Raw genomic sequence first — 12,464 nt, 5'->3', positions numbered from 1 at the left:
CGCCGCCTTCTTGCACCCATCGCGCCAGTCCGCATCCGTCCACCTTCATGAGGGTCCAAGGAGGGACAAGCCTGTGCGCCAGACGGCTCAATGGACGGCGGCGGGCGCCCGGCCGCGCAAGCGGGCGGGCCGCTGGCTGGTACTCGCGTTCTTCGTGTTCGTCGCCGCGGTGGTGTTCTTGGAGTCGCCGTTGACGCGCGTGCGTTCCCTCTCGGTCACCGGAAATCGCATGACACCCGCCGCCGACGTGCTGTCCGCCAGCGGATTGGACCCCGGGATGAGCTTCTGGCAGGTGAATGGCCGGTCGGTGGAGAATGCTATCGTGCACAGGTTGCCTCTGGTGCAGTCTGTGTCGGTGCACACCGACTACCTGAGCGGCCGGGTGACGTTGGCCGTACAGGAGAAGCGCTTGGTGGCGGTATTGGCCGCCGGCGGCCGGTTTTACGACCTCCTGGACGACGGGATGGTATTTCGTGTTTCCCCCAAGACCTCGGGGTTTGCCGATCCGATTGTCACCGCGGACGGGGTCTTGGACGCGCGCCCGGGGCAGGTCCCCGCGAATCCGTATATCCCCGCCCTCTGCCGGGCGCTGTCGGCCGACAGGCTACCCGATGGCGTCTCGGAGATCCATCTTGACCGGTTTGGTGTGGCCTCCGTATACCTGGCCAACGGATTCGTCGCCCAGTGCCCCGCCGGGGACCTGGCGGATCGGCTGAGCAAGATGGAGAGTGCCGTGACCTATTTCCAGAGCCGGGGATACGCGCCCGGGCTGATTGACATGACCGGAGACCCTCCGTACCTCTACACGCCGTTTCCGACCTCGGGACAGACGGGAAAGGAGCATGCACCGTGATCGCAACACGGACGAAATTGACGTTGTCGCTGACCGTGGTGGCGGTGGTGCTCGGGTTCATGATCTCCGTGCAGTACAAGCAACAGGCGTCCGCGCGGGTCACGCCTGTGCCGATGGCACGGGACACGGACGAGCAGCGGATGGTGACGCAGCTCGACGCCCTCAAACAGGCCAACGCGCAGGCGCAAAAGGAATTGGCCGACATCACGTCGAAGTTGTCGGTCTACGAAAAGCAATCGGCCGGATCGGACGGGTCCCTGAAACAGCTCCAACAGGTGTTGCAAGACGAACGGATCCTCGCCGGGCTGACGGCCGTCACCGGGCCGGGCGTCAGCGTGACGCTGATGGACGGCGTGGCCAAGGGCGGGGACGTCAGCCAGTACCTGACGCATGACTGGGACATCCGCAGCGTGATCAACGAACTGTTCACCGCCGGGGCGGAGGCCGTCTCCATCAACGGATACCGGGTCGTGGCGACCTCCGGCGTGTTCTGCACCGGGCCCGTGGTGCGCGTCAACGATCACCGCATCGGGGCGCCGTTCGTCATCCAGGCGATTGGTGATCCGCAGACGCTCAAATCGGCGCTGACGCAGCAAGGCGGCGTGCTTGACGCGTTGCGCCAGCGCGGTGTCAACGTGTCGGATCCGCAGATCCAGCAGGTCATCAAGATGCCGCCGTTCACCGCCGGACCGACGGCGGGCGGAGACACGTCCGGGGACGGGGAGGGATGAGGGTGCAGAAGCGCGGCTTCCTCTGGTCGCTGACCGGGATCAGCACGGTGGTCGGGTTCATGCTGACAGTGCAGATCTCCTCCCGCCCGCAGGGGGCTTCTGCGCCCATCTCCAGCTACGTGGATCTCCGCACGGAGATCCAGGCGCAGATGCAGGAAAACCGCATCCTGACCGACGAGATCGCCAAACAGCGCGCCCAGTTGGTCCAGTTCGAGGCGGCGCAGGGCCGGCAGTCCGACCTGCTCAAGGCGCTGCAGCAGGACAAGCAGAACGTGGACCGGGAAGCTGGGCTGACGCCGGTGAGCGGGCCCGGGATCACCATCACCATCCAGTTTGATCCTAACCTGCCGTATTACGACAAGACGGCCGGCCTGTTTGACGAGATCGCCGATCAGGAAATCGGGCTGATTGTCAACCAACTGTTCGCGAACGGGGCGACCGCCATCGCCATCAACGGCCAGCGGCTGGTCACCACCTCGTCCATCCGCTTGGTCTCGTCCCTCGGGGGTCCGGCGTCCCTGCAGGTCAACACGGTGCCCATCGTGCCGCCGTACGTCATCAACGCGGTCGGCGATGTGGACCGGATGATGGCCGTGTTGACCTTGAACAACGTGCAGGCGGAGCTGGCGACGATGCAGGAGGACTGCATCATCACGCCGCATCGCGACCAGAAGGGCGTGACGGTTCCCGGGTACGTCGGACGCCTGCCCGGGACGTGGGCGAAGGAGGTGAGCGGCTCGTGATCTGGTTGCCCGTGCTCGGCCTCATCCTCGGGGTGGGCATCGGTTTCGCGGTCAACGTCACCATCCCGGTGGCGTATTCCAGTTATCTGTCGATTGCCATATTGGCGGCGCTCGACACGGTGTTCGGCGGCATCCGGGCGAGCATGGAGAAGACCTTTGACGGGGCGGTGTTCCTGTCGGGCTTCTTCTTCAACACCCTGGTCGCGGCGCTCCTCGCGTACATCGGCGTGCAGTTGGGCGTCGACCTGTACCTCGCGGCGGTGGTGGCATTCGGTGTGCGCCTGTTCCAGAACATCGCGGTGATCCGGCGGATCGCCTTCAACCGGATGCACACCCGGCGGACCCGTGCCCCGGAGGGCGGGCACCTTCCGCCTGCAGACTCGCGTTGATGCCCCGGGTCCGGCGCGGTTTGTATTTCCTGTGAAATCTTCGGGCGCAAAAAGAGGAATGCGGTTTTCATTGTGGAAATAACAAGGGACGACACGTCTGTGCAGGCGGACCTCAGGGAGGTGCCAAGGTTTGGCCAAAGGGGAGTACATTGTCAGCCTCGACATCGGGACGTCGAAGGTCCGCGCCATCATCGGCGAACCGGCTGGCAACGGGATCAACGTGATTGGCGTCGGCTCCGCGGCGGCGCAGGGCATCCGCCACGGGGCGATTGTGGATATAGAGCTGACGGTACAATCGATTCGTGAAGCGGTGGAACACGCCGAGCGCATGGTGGGCATTCACATCGCTTCCGCCTACGTCGGCATTTCTGGCAACCACATTCAGTTGGAAAACAGCCACGGCGTGGTGGCCGTCTCCTCACCTGACCGGGAAATCGGTGAAGAGGACATGGAGCGTGTGCTGCAGCAGGCCCGCGTCGTCGCGCTCCCGCCGGAGCGCGAGATCATCGACGTGGTGGCCAAGGAATACGTGGTCGACGGGCTGCGCGGCATCGTCGATCCGCGCGGGATGCTCGGCGTGCGGCTGGAGGTGGATGCGTACCTCATCACCGGCAGCCGTACCGCCATTCACAACGTGGTCCGGTGTGTCGAGAAGGCGGGGATCGAGGTCGCAAACCTGGTTCTCTTGCCCCTGGCGGCGTCCAGCGTCGCCCTGTCGCCGGATGAGAAAAAACTCGGCGTGGCGTTGGTGGACGTCGGTGCAGGCGCCACGTCCGTGTCGGTGTTCCAGAACTCGGTCCTGCTCGGCACCAGCATCATCCCGATTGGCGGGGACTATGTGACGCACGACATCGCCATCGGGTTGAGAACGCAGACTTCCGTGGCGGAAAAGGTCAAGCTGCGCCACGGCTGCGCCTCCCTGGAGCAGGCCTCCGAAAACGAGAAGTTCAAGGTGCCGCGCATCGGGAACAACCAGGAGACGGAATACACCCAGTATGATCTGGCGACCATCATCGAGCCGCGTATGCAGGAAATCTTCTCCCTGGTGCGAAAGGAAGTGGAGAAGATGGGCTTTGTACACGAACTCCCGAGCGGATACGTGCTGCACGGGGGCGTCATGTCGATGCAGGCTGCGGCGGATGTGGCCGCGGACGAACTGCGGGCGCCGGTGCGCGTGGCGGTTCCGGAGTTCCTCGGCGTGCGCGATCCTTCTTTCGTCAACGGGGTCGGCATCCTCAGCTACGTGCTGCGCACACACGGCCGCTCCAGTTACACCGAGCCGGTGGCGGCACCGCGATCGCCCGTCCGGACTGGCGGCGGGGTGTTTACGCGGCTGAAGGATTGGCTGCGCGATTTCATCTGACCGGCCGCGGTCAGGCGCGGCCGTGATAGGTGACTCCCTTCCCGGACGCATGGGTGAGGATGTGCGCTGCGAGTCAACGCAGAGGCGTGAGGAGGAACGGGCAATGCTGGAATTCGATGTCGATTACGAACCGCTGGCCAAGATAAAAGTGATCGGGGTGGGCGGCGGCGGGTGCAATGCCGTCAACCGGATGATTGAGTCCGGGATTGAAGGAGTCGAGTTCATCGTCGTCAACACCGATGCGCAGGCGTTGCAGCTGTCCAAGGCGCCGACCAAGCTCCAGATCGGGGAAAAGTTGACGCGCGGGTTGGGCGCCGGGGCGAATCCGGAGATCGGCAAGAAGGCGGCGGAGGAGAGCCGCGAGGTGTTGGTCAACGCGCTGCAGGGGGCGGACATGGTGTTCGTCACCGCCGGGATGGGGGGCGGAACCGGAACGGGAGCGGCCCCGGTGATCGCCGAGATCGCCAAGGAATTGGGCGCGCTGACCGTCGGCGTCGTGACCAAACCGTTCCGGTTTGAGCAGAAGCGCCGGATGCAGCAGGCGGAGGTGGGGGTCAGCAACCTGAAGGAGAAGGTGGATACCCTCATCGTCATTCCGAACGACCGCCTGCTCGAGATTGTGGATCGAAACACCCCCATGCTCGAGGCCTTCCGCGAGGCGGACAATGTCCTGCGCCAAGGGGTCTCCGGCATCTCTGACCTGATTGCCGTGCCGGGGCTCATCAACGTCGACTTCGCGGACGTCAAGGCCATCATGGCGGAACGGGGGTCCGCGCTGATGGGGATCGGCGTCGCGACCGGCGAGAACCGGGCGACGGAGGCGGCGAAGAAGGCCATCAGCAGCCCGCTGTTGGAGACGTCCATCGACGGCGCGATGGGCGTCCTGATGCACATCGCGGGCGGGGCCAACCTCAGCCTGTGGGAGGTCAACGAGGCTGCCGATATCGTGTCCACGGCAGCCGACCCGGAGGTCAACATGATCTTCGGCGCCCACATCAATCCCGAGCTGGGCGATGAAATCGTGGTCACCGTCATCGCCACCGGATTTGAGAACCAGCCGAAGCCGGCCCAACAACCGGGGAACCAGGCGGCGCAGACGGCTCCCCAGCAGCCGCCGCGCTCGCGCGTGTTGGTCTCGGACGAGATTGCGGTCACGCAGAACTACTTGGATATTCCGGCCTATCAACGGCTCAGACGGGACCGGTTCAATCGGGATCGGTGAAGCGGGACGTCCGGAACTGCCGCCCTTTTCAGGGCGGTTTTTTTATGCCCCGGCGCGCATGCGCCTGCGCGCGTTTCGCCACCCTTCCGCCTGAATCCGCAAAACTTTCTCCGATTCGTGTGCAAGTTCCGACAGGCTTCGTAATAGTCATGTACTATACTGAGGCAAACGCCGCTTCGGAGGGACGACATGCCGGTCGTCTATGTGGACGTGGTCTGGCTTGTCAACTTCGCGATGGACTTCGCCATCCTCTTGACCACCGGTTGGATTGCGAAGCGCCGCATGAAGCTGAGGCGGGTGGTGATGGGCGCCGCGGTCGGCGCATCGTACGCCTTGCTGGTGTTTGCCCCCCACATGACCACGCTCACCACGTGGTACGGCAAGGCGGCGGTGTCCCTGGCCATGGTGGCGGTTGCGTTCACCCCGCGAACCTGGTGGCAACTGGCGCGCGACGCGGTGATGTTCTACTTCGTCGCGTTCGTCTTCGCCGGAGCCGCCCTGGCGTTGCACTTCGCGGTCCCTGGCGTCACGTTGGCGAATGGGACCGTCATTCGCGGCCATCGGATGGCATTCGTCACGAGCGCCGGGACGCTGTCCCTGATGGTGGCCGTTCCGTTGGCGGTCGGAGTCCTTCGCCACAGCTTCCGAAGCATTCGTACCCTGCGGATGCAGGCGGGACACCTGTGCGAGGTGGCCTTCTGTGTCGGCGGTCAGGAGGTGCATTGTACCGCGCTCATCGACACGGGTAACCAGCTGCGCGATCCCCTCACTCGGTTGCCGGTGTGCCTCGTCGAGGCCGGGGTGTTGCGGCCGCTGCTGCCGGAACCCCTGTGGGAGGCGAGGCGCCAATCGCCCGATTGGATGACGGCGTTCTCGCGGCTGCCTCCGGAACACACGGGATGGGTGGTCCGGGTGTCGCTGATCCCGTTTCGCGGCGCAGGCGGACAGCAACAGGTGACCATCGGCCTGAAGCCGGACGGCTTGCGCGTGCGAATGCCCGACGGGAGGATGCAGGTTGGGCGCAGCTGTGTGCTCGCGGTTCACGACGAACCGCTGTCTGCGGAGGGCCGCTTTCAGGCGATTCTGCATACGGAAGTAATCACGGGAGATGACAGGGTTGATGAGGATGTGGACGCCCCCAACGTGGATCCTGAAGCTGCGCATTCGGCTGCAGGTGTGGTGGATTCGGATTCGCATTCGCCTGGCGGGTGGCGCTGAAGAAGTCTATTATGTCGGCGGGAGCGAAGCCCTGCCACCCCCCTTGACGAAGGACGAGGAAGAGGAACTCCTCAGGAAGTTGCCCACCGGAGATCCCGCGGTGCGGTCGATGCTGATTGAGCGCAATCTGCGGTTGGTGGTCTACATCGCGCGGAAGTTTGAGAACACGAGCCTGTACATTGAGGATCTGGTGTCCATCGGCACCATCGGGCTGATCAAAGCCGTCAACACGTTTGATCCGAGCAAGAAGATCAAACTGGCGACCTATGCGTCCCGCTGCATCGAAAACGAGATCCTGATGTTCCTGCGCCGGAACAACAAGCTGAAATCCGAAGTGTCCTTCGATGAACCGCTCAACGTCGACTGGGACGGGAATGAGCTGCTTCTGTCCGACGTCCTCGGCACCGACTCCGACACCATTTACAAGAACCTCGAGGAGGAGGTCGATCGCGCGCTCTTGTACGACGCCCTCGACAAGCTGTCGGAGCGGGAGCGCAAGATCATGGAGTTGCGCTTTGGCCTGGGCAAGGGCGAGGAGATGACGCAGAAGGATGTGGCCGACCTGCTCGGCATCTCGCAATCCTACATCTCCCGCTTGGAGAAGCGGATCATCAAGCGCCTGCGAAGGGAGTTTCACCGCATGATGTAGGATTGGGCGGGCGTTTCGCTCCGTTTGTGCTGCGCAAGTCACTCCGCGAAACGCCCGCCTGCAGGAGGGGAAGGAGAAGGGGCGCGGCGCTCTGCTTCTGCTGCGCAAGCCGCTGCGCGCCGCGCCAGTTCCCGTCTCGTGAGACAGCCGTTACACTCGTGCTGTGCAAACACCGCGTTCCTTGCCCCATCCCCGTGTGGGGAGATGGGTGTTGCACTCGTGCTGTGTCAGCAGCAACTTCCGTGCCCGACCCTGTGGCGGGTGGACGGGCGTGTCGCGAAGCGTCTTGCGCAGCACAAGCGGAGCGACACGCCCGTCCAACGTCCAGACGCATAAGCCCAATCCCCAAGGAGATACTGAACATGGAAATTCCGCCATCGCAAGCGTTCGTTCCGATGGCACCGTGGTTCAGTCATCCAGGGGGGGGAGCGCGAGTTGAAGCGGAACAAAGTCGAGATCTGCGGGGTCAATACCTCCCAGTTGCCTGTCCTCACCAACGCGGAAATGCGGGCACTCTTCGCCAAGCTCAAGGAGGGGGATCAGCGGGCGCGGGAACAGCTCGTCAACGGTAACCTGCGCCTGGTGCTGTCGGTCATCCAACGATTCAACAACCGTGGAGAGTACGTGGACGACCTGTTTCAGGTCGGCTGCATCGGACTCATGAAGGCGATTGACAACTTTGACCTCAACCAGAACGTGCGCTTCTCCACCTACGCGGTCCCCATGATCATCGGCGAGATCCGGCGTTACCTGCGTGACAACAACCCCATCCGGGTGAGCCGGTCCCTTCGCGACATCGCCTACAAGGCGCTGCAGGTGCGTGACCAACTGACGAATCAGAATCTCCGCGAACCGACGGTCCAGGAGATTTCGAACGCGCTCGAACTGCCCAAGGAAGAGGTCGTGTTCGCACTGGACGCCATTCAGGACCCTGTCTCTCTGTTTGAACCCATTTACCACGACGGGGGAGACCCCATCTACGTGATGGACCAAATCCACGACGAGAAGAACATGGACAAGTCGTGGGTCGAGGAAATCGCCATTCGCGAGGCGATGGGCAAGTTGAGTGAACGCGAGAAGAAGATCCTGTCCATGCGATTTTTCGAGGGGAAGACGCAGATGGAGGTGGCGGAGGAGATCGGGATCTCGCAAGCGCAGGTGTCCCGCCTGGAGAAGGCGGCGATCCACCGGATGCAGAAGCACATTCAGGCATGAACCTTGGCGGGCTTCCGGGGGCCGGGGGCGGGCCGTGTGCCCATCCATCGCCGGATGCCCCGCGGACGCGAGTTCGCAAGTTCGCCCTTCGGCGTACATATACATAAGCCAAGATGCAGCCGAAAGGCGGGGTGCACGTGCGAATCTCGGACCTGCAGGCGAAAGACGTGGTGAACGTCGGGGACGGCAAGCGGCTCGGCACCATCGGCGATCTGGAGGTCGATCCGGACAGCGGTCTCATCCACGCCATCATCATCCCCGGACAGGCCAGGTTTTTCGGGATGGTCGGGGGCGGGCCGGATTATGTCGTGCCCTGGAACCAGATCGTGAAGATCGGGTCGGATGTGATTCTCGTGGACCTGCGCCCTGCCCGGGAGGCCGGTTACTACCTGCCTCCTCAATCCGGGAAGCAGGGAACCGGCGGCTATTGAGCGAATCCTCGAGAGGCGGCTTTGCAGCGCTGCGGGGAGGGATGTGCATGTACACGCGTTGGACAGGTTCTGTCACCGATCCGGTGTTCGTGCATCCGGCGTGGCCGGCGGACCAGGTCCAGGGGTTGTTTTCGTTTCGTGTGGGCGGCGTCAGCGAGCCGCCCTTTCACTCGTTGAACGTCGGCATGCGCGTGAGCGACGATCCTGAGGCGGTGATCCGCAACCGCCAAGTCTGTGCCGAGCGTTTGGGCGGAGGCGTGGACGATCTGGTCATCGGCCAGCAGGTCCATGACGCCGAGGTGGCGGTCGTGGGTCCGGACTCGCGAGGCCGCGGCGCCCGCGATGCGGACACCGCCATCCCCGGCGTCGACGCGCTCGTCACTGACTGCCCGGGGTTGATTCTGGCGGTAATGGCCGCCGACTGCGTCCCGGTTCTCTTTTTCGATCCGGTCCGGCGCGCCGTCGGCGCCGCCCATTCCGGGTGGAAGGGCACGGTGAACCACGTCGCGCGCCGCGTGGTGGAGACCCTGCAGGAGGTGTACGGGACGAATCCGGAGGACCTCGATGTGTGGATCGGGCCGTCCATCCGGCGGTGCTGTTACGAGGTGGATGAACCGGTGGTTGAGGCCGTGCACCGGGCTTTTGCCCGGCCGCCTGTGCTGCCTCGCTTCGGACGCCCGGGCAAGTATTGGCTCAGCCTGCAGGCCTGCATTCGGAGCGACCTGTTGAGCGCCGGCGTGCGGGCGGATCGCGTCCACGACACGGGCATCTGCACCCATTGTCATCCGCGCATGCTGTTTTCCCATCGGGCGGACCGCGGGAGGACCGGCCGGCAGATGGGCGCCGTTCGGCTCCAGCAGGATTTTGCCCGCGCGGGTGGAAGATCAAGATGAGCCGGGGCGGCATGCGGCCGCGCCGAACTTTGCTATCGCCCGGAGGGTGAGTCGGACTGGAAACAACGGTACGCGTATTTCAGGAACGCCTGGACCGGGTCCGGAGGATGGTCGCCGAGGCGTGCGCGCGCAGTGGGCGTTCCCCGGAAGCGGTGCGGCTGGTGGGCGTGACGAAGACCGTCGGGCCGTCGGCCGTCCCCGCCTTGCTGGAAGCCGGCGTGCGCGAGTTCGGCGAGAATCGTTGGCAGCACGCCCGCGAGCTGTTGGAGGCGCCGGGTGCCGGTGATGCGGTCTGGCATTTCATCGGGCACCTGCAGTCCAACAAGGCGAAATATGTGGTGCGCCACTTTGACTGGATTCATTCCGTGGATTCCCTCGCACTGGCGCAGGAGATCAGCCGGCAGGCGATCCGGTACGGGCGCACGGTTCAAGTGCTCATCCAGGTGAACGTCTCGGGAGAGGAGACCAAGTCGGGCATTCCGCCCGAAGAGGCCATCCCGCTGTTGCGGGAGACCGCCAGTCTGCCTGGGTTGGCGTTGCGGGGGCTGATGACGATGGCACCCAAGACGGAGGATCCCGAACGGGTCCGACCCGTCTTTGCCCGGCTGCGGGAACTCCTGGCGGAAGCGCGCCACGAGCTGGGCGACCCGGGATTGACGGAACTGTCGATGGGCATGTCAGACGACTTTCCAATCGCCGTTGAGGAGGGCGCCACCCTGATCCGCGTCGGGCGCCTTCTCATGGGGACGTGAAGCGGGAGGGCCCCGATGGACTTGTACACCGCCTTGCTGAATCTCATTCAAGCCCTGCTGTCTCTGTACGGGTATGTGTTGATTGCCACCGCGGTGATCTCGTGGATCCCGGACCTGGCGGAGACACAGCTCGGCCAGATCCTCTCACGCCTGACGGAACCGTATCTGCGCCCGTTTCGCCGGTACATCCCGCCGTTGCCCTTCGGCGGTGTGGCGTTTGACCTTTCCTTTCTGGTGGCGGTCGTCGTGTATTTCTTCTTGGAACAAGGGGTGATGTACGTGCTTGAGTCGGTGGTGCGTACCCTGTGACCGGCGGCGAGACGAGCGGCGGGTGGTTTCGTCCGGAGGAGCGTCCGTTCATCCGCCGGATTGAAGATTGGTTGGGGCAGGTCGTCGCCCGTCAGTCCTGGAAGCGGACAGATTTTCTGACGCCGCGGGAACAATACCTGCTCGAATCCTTGGTGCGCCGCGAGGGCTTGGCGGTCGCCTTTTGGGGCGGCGGAGACGCAGAGCGGCGCCGCGCGCTGGTGATGCCGGAGGACTGGCATCCGCAGCCCGAGGACTTCGAGGTCGTGATGCTCCGGGCCGCCACGGATGACCCCGCCGGACTGACGCACGGCAGTCTGCTGGGCTCCTTGTTGGGGACCGGGATCGAACGCAGAAAGGTGGGGGACATCGCCGTCGACGGCCGGCAGGCGATGGTGGCGGTATGCGCCGACGTGGCGGATTTTCTGCTCGGCGCCTGGCGCCAGGCGGGCCGGTCGGGTCTCGCGGTGGAGCGGTGGACGGGCGAAGGCCATCTGGCCCCTCCCCGCTACAAGCCGGAGGTGGTGCACGTCGCTTCCCTGCGCGCCGACGCCGTGATTGCGCAGGCTTGCCACTGGCCGCGGCAGCGGGCGCAAGAGGCGGTCCACGGCGGGCGCGTGCAATTGAATTTCACGCCCCTGTCCGACCCCGCCGCACCGCTGGATACCGGAGACCTGTTGTCCGTGCGCGGATTTGGCCGCATTCGCGTCGGCGATGTCGAAGGGGAGACGAAGAAAGGCCGCGTGAGGCTGGAAGTGGGCGTGCTCAAGGCGGATGCTTGAGCGGCGGGTGTCGTGCCGTTGCAGGAGTTCGTACGGGGCATGTCGAACTTGTCTGAGGACGTTTTGTCGATTCTTGGGGTCGCGTGCAACCGGTTGTCGAATGACGGAGGTGTGTCGAGATGCCACTGTCCCCGTTGGACATTCACAACAAAGAGTTCAGCCGTGCATTCCGCGGTTATGACGAAGACGAGGTGGACGACTTCCTGGAGCGCATCATCCAGGACTACGAGGCGCTCATCCGCCAAAACAAGGAACTGGAAGAGCGGATCGCGCAGCTGGAGGAGAAGCTGCGGCACTTCACCAACATCGAGGAGAGCCTGAGCAAGTCCATCATCGTCGCTCAGGAGACGGCGGAGGAAGTGAAGGCCAACGCGCGCAAGGAGGCGCAGCTGATTCTGAAGGAGGCGGAGAAGAACGCCGACCGCATCGTCAGCGAAGCGCTCAACAAGTCGCGCAAGATCGCGCAAGAGGTCGAGGAGATTCAGCGCCACGCGGCGGTCTTCCGCGCCCGGTTCCGCTCGCTCATCCAGGCGCAGTTGGAGATGCTCGATTCCGGGGATTGGGATCGGTTTGAGCAGGAGACCGGCCGGGACCTCGTGATCCCCGATGTGGTGCGCGCCGAAAGTTGACGATGGCCGCCAGGGTCACCCAGAGGGAATCATCCGGGGTGACCCTGCTGCTGTCCGGACCCATGACGTGGGTCACGTCAGATCAGCTTCGAGGCGATGTACAGGACGATGCCGGCGAGCAGAGCCAGGAAGAAATACGGCGTGGAATGAATGTCAAATTGAAACCAATACTTGGCGATAAAACTGGCGGCGACCTCGATGCCGCCGATCCACATCAGGGCCAGTGACAGGGCCTGCAATCTGTATCTGCGCAAGGTCGACTCCCCAATCCATCGTGTGTTCTCCATG

The 12,464-nt window shown here is 64.0% G+C and carries 16 protein-coding genes; 15 read left to right on the top strand and 1 reads right to left on the bottom strand.

The features are described from left to right. The first annotated feature begins 73 nt into the window (after positions 1 to 73). From BM357_RS04910 to BM357_RS04840, 15 genes are all read left to right on the top strand, one after another. The gene (locus BM357_RS04910; protein ID WP_074950230.1) at positions 74 to 853 is read left to right on the top strand and encodes a cell division protein FtsQ/DivIB; all 780 of its coding nucleotides are present in this window, start codon (positions 74 to 76) and stop codon (positions 851 to 853) included. Then, positions 850 to 1,584, top strand: a complete 735-nt coding sequence (locus BM357_RS04905) for a DUF881 domain-containing protein (RefSeq protein ID WP_245783846.1) — start codon at positions 850 to 852, stop codon at positions 1,582 to 1,584. The genes BM357_RS04910 and BM357_RS04905 overlap by 4 nt, the downstream gene beginning before the upstream one ends. 2 nt (positions 1,585 to 1,586) lie before the next feature. Beyond that, positions 1,587 to 2,327 carry a DUF881 domain-containing protein gene (locus tag BM357_RS04900; RefSeq protein WP_245783845.1) on the top strand — a complete coding sequence of 247 codons (741 nt, stop codon included), beginning with the start codon at positions 1,587 to 1,589 and terminating at the stop codon, positions 2,325 to 2,327. Continuing rightward, positions 2,324 to 2,716, top strand: a complete 393-nt coding sequence (locus BM357_RS04895) for a small basic family protein (protein ID WP_083430195.1) — start codon at positions 2,324 to 2,326, stop codon at positions 2,714 to 2,716. Before BM357_RS04900 ends, BM357_RS04895 begins: the two co-directional genes overlap by 4 nt. Positions 2,717 to 2,846: 130 nt before the next feature. After that, entirely contained in the window at positions 2,847 to 4,079 is a 1,233-nt protein-coding gene (ftsA, locus tag BM357_RS04890) for a cell division protein FtsA (RefSeq protein ID WP_074950226.1), read from the top strand. Positions 4,080 to 4,182: 103 nt separating this feature from the next. Next, complete coding sequence (ftsZ, locus tag BM357_RS04885; protein ID WP_074950224.1) at positions 4,183 to 5,301, top strand: cell division protein FtsZ; 1,119 nt, start codon at positions 4,183 to 4,185, stop codon at positions 5,299 to 5,301. A 189-nt stretch (positions 5,302 to 5,490) separates the two neighbouring features. Further along, positions 5,491 to 6,519, top strand: coding sequence for a sigma-E processing peptidase SpoIIGA (gene spoIIGA / locus BM357_RS04880; RefSeq protein ID WP_074950222.1), 1,029 nt, complete (start codon positions 5,491 to 5,493; stop codon positions 6,517 to 6,519). After that, positions 6,428 to 7,168 (top strand): RNA polymerase sporulation sigma factor SigE, encoded by a 741-nt coding sequence (gene sigE / locus BM357_RS04875; RefSeq protein WP_074950220.1) that lies wholly within the window; start codon positions 6,428 to 6,430, stop codon positions 7,166 to 7,168. The genes spoIIGA and sigE overlap by 92 nt, the downstream gene beginning before the upstream one ends. 435 nt (positions 7,169 to 7,603) lie before the next feature. After that, the gene (sigG, locus tag BM357_RS04870) at positions 7,604 to 8,383 is read left to right on the top strand and encodes an RNA polymerase sporulation sigma factor SigG (protein ID WP_074950218.1); all 780 of its coding nucleotides are present in this window, start codon (positions 7,604 to 7,606) and stop codon (positions 8,381 to 8,383) included. A 113-nt stretch (positions 8,384 to 8,496) separates the two neighbouring features. Then, positions 8,497 to 8,814 (top strand): YlmC/YmxH family sporulation protein, encoded by a 318-nt coding sequence (locus tag BM357_RS04865; protein ID WP_074950216.1) that lies wholly within the window; start codon positions 8,497 to 8,499, stop codon positions 8,812 to 8,814. A gap of 47 nt (positions 8,815 to 8,861) precedes the next feature. Continuing rightward, entirely contained in the window at positions 8,862 to 9,707 is an 846-nt protein-coding gene (gene pgeF / locus BM357_RS04860) for a peptidoglycan editing factor PgeF (protein WP_175511442.1), read from the top strand. 56 nt (positions 9,708 to 9,763) lie between these two features. Continuing rightward, the gene (locus tag BM357_RS04855; protein ID WP_217647672.1) at positions 9,764 to 10,459 is read left to right on the top strand and encodes a YggS family pyridoxal phosphate-dependent enzyme; all 696 of its coding nucleotides are present in this window, start codon (positions 9,764 to 9,766) and stop codon (positions 10,457 to 10,459) included. A gap of 15 nt (positions 10,460 to 10,474) precedes the next feature. Beyond that, positions 10,475 to 10,768, top strand: coding sequence for a YggT family protein (locus BM357_RS04850; RefSeq protein ID WP_083430194.1), 294 nt, complete (start codon positions 10,475 to 10,477; stop codon positions 10,766 to 10,768). Further along, the gene (locus tag BM357_RS04845) at positions 10,765 to 11,547 is read left to right on the top strand and encodes a YlmH family RNA-binding protein (RefSeq protein WP_074950210.1); all 783 of its coding nucleotides are present in this window, start codon (positions 10,765 to 10,767) and stop codon (positions 11,545 to 11,547) included. The genes BM357_RS04850 and BM357_RS04845 overlap by 4 nt, the downstream gene beginning before the upstream one ends. 119 nt (positions 11,548 to 11,666) lie before the next feature. Beyond that, complete coding sequence (locus BM357_RS04840; RefSeq protein ID WP_074950208.1) at positions 11,667 to 12,176, top strand: DivIVA domain-containing protein; 510 nt, start codon at positions 11,667 to 11,669, stop codon at positions 12,174 to 12,176. 77 nt (positions 12,177 to 12,253) lie between these two features. Here BM357_RS04840 and BM357_RS19700 read toward each other — a convergent pair whose 3' ends face one another. Beyond that, a complete protein-coding gene (locus tag BM357_RS19700; protein ID WP_175511441.1) occupies positions 12,254 to 12,430 on the bottom strand; it encodes a hypothetical protein in 177 nt (58 codons plus the stop codon). Positions 12,431 to 12,464 lie beyond the last annotated feature (34 nt).

This window comes from Paenalicyclobacillus macrosporangiidus (genome assembly GCF_900116805.1).
GTDB classification, from domain to species: domain Bacteria; phylum Bacillota; class Bacilli; order Alicyclobacillales; family Alicyclobacillaceae; genus Alicyclobacillus_H; species Alicyclobacillus_H macrosporangiidus.
This window is presented reverse-complemented; position numbering and strand designations above follow the sequence as displayed.

Bases quoted from the DNA above. Each gene is read 5' to 3' on its own strand.
- sigE (WP_074950220.1), top strand. From the start codon at position 6,428: ATGTGGACGCCCCCAACGTGGATCCTGAAGCTGCGCATTCGGCTGCAG.
- BM357_RS04865 (WP_074950216.1), top strand. From the start codon at position 8,497: ATGCAGCCGAAAGGCGGGGTGCACGTGCGAATCTCGGACCTGCAGGCG.
- pgeF (WP_175511442.1), top strand. From the start codon at position 8,862: ATGTACACGCGTTGGACAGGTTCTGTCACCGATCCGGTGTTCGTGCAT.
- BM357_RS04850 (WP_083430194.1), top strand. From the start codon at position 10,475: ATGGACTTGTACACCGCCTTGCTGAATCTCATTCAAGCCCTGCTGTCT.
- BM357_RS04840 (WP_074950208.1), top strand. From the start codon at position 11,667: ATGCCACTGTCCCCGTTGGACATTCACAACAAAGAGTTCAGCCGTGCA.
- ftsZ (WP_074950224.1), top strand. From the start codon at position 4,183: ATGCTGGAATTCGATGTCGATTACGAACCGCTGGCCAAGATAAAAGTG.
- spoIIGA (WP_074950222.1), top strand. From the start codon at position 5,491: ATGCCGGTCGTCTATGTGGACGTGGTCTGGCTTGTCAACTTCGCGATG.